Origin of the sequence: Colwellia sp. TT2012 (assembly GCF_001440345.1) — a bacterium.
GTDB lineage: Bacteria > Pseudomonadota > Gammaproteobacteria > Enterobacterales > Alteromonadaceae > Colwellia.
Genome location: NZ_LJYX01000142.1, coordinates 1 through 783, shown reverse-complemented (window position 1 = coordinate 783; position 783 = coordinate 1). Strand labels below are relative to the sequence as shown.

Genomic DNA, 783 nt, shown 5'->3' with positions numbered 1-783 from the left:
ATAGTTGCTTTTATTCCCGCTAGAGGGGGTTCTAAAGGTGTTATCCAAAAAAACATTAAGCTCCTAGCTGGTAAACCGTTAATAGCATGGAGTATAGAGCAAGCTTTAGCCTCTAATCTAATTACCCGAGTTATTGTTTCTACTGATTGCCCCGAAATTGCAAGGGTAGCCAAAGAGTACGGTGCAGAGGTACCTTTTTTAAGACCAGACTCTATATCAGGTGATAAAGCAACAACGGAATCCGCAATGTTGCATTGTTGTAGTTACCTAAAAGAAAAAAATGAGTTTCCTGAGCTGTTTATCTTGGTGCAGGCTACTTCACCTATACGCTCTGAAAATCAATTTGATAATGCTATTTTATATTTTAAAAAAAATAATTATGATAGTTTATTGACGGTTTCCCCCTCTCATCGTTTTACGTGGAAAAATCCGGCAAATCCCTCTGCATCGTATGATTTTACGAACCGACCTCGTCGCCAAGATATAAAGGAAGAAGACCAAGAGTATTTAGAAACAGGCTCTTTCTATATCACCAAAACTGAATTACTAGTTGAAGCTGAAAATAGGCTTGTTGGGAATATTGGGATGTTTAAAACACCAGAAGATGAAAGTTATGAAATAGATAGCTTGGTCGACTTTAAAGTATGTGAAGAAATTTTAAAAATTAAAAATAATATAGGGTAAACGATATGTTACTGACTAAAAAAATCCAACAATACATCTGTTTTTCCGAATCAAGCCTCATCGATGTTTTGAAGAAGATTAATGAAAATAAAGCTCGTG

General features: G+C 35.6%; 1 protein-coding gene. It reads left to right on the top strand.

What is annotated here, in order from left to right:
• Positions 1 to 684: acylneuraminate cytidylyltransferase family protein (locus tag ASU03_RS19190; protein ID WP_231731654.1), on the top strand; the 684-nt coding region annotated here is incomplete at its 5' end.
• Positions 685 to 783 lie beyond the last annotated feature (99 nt).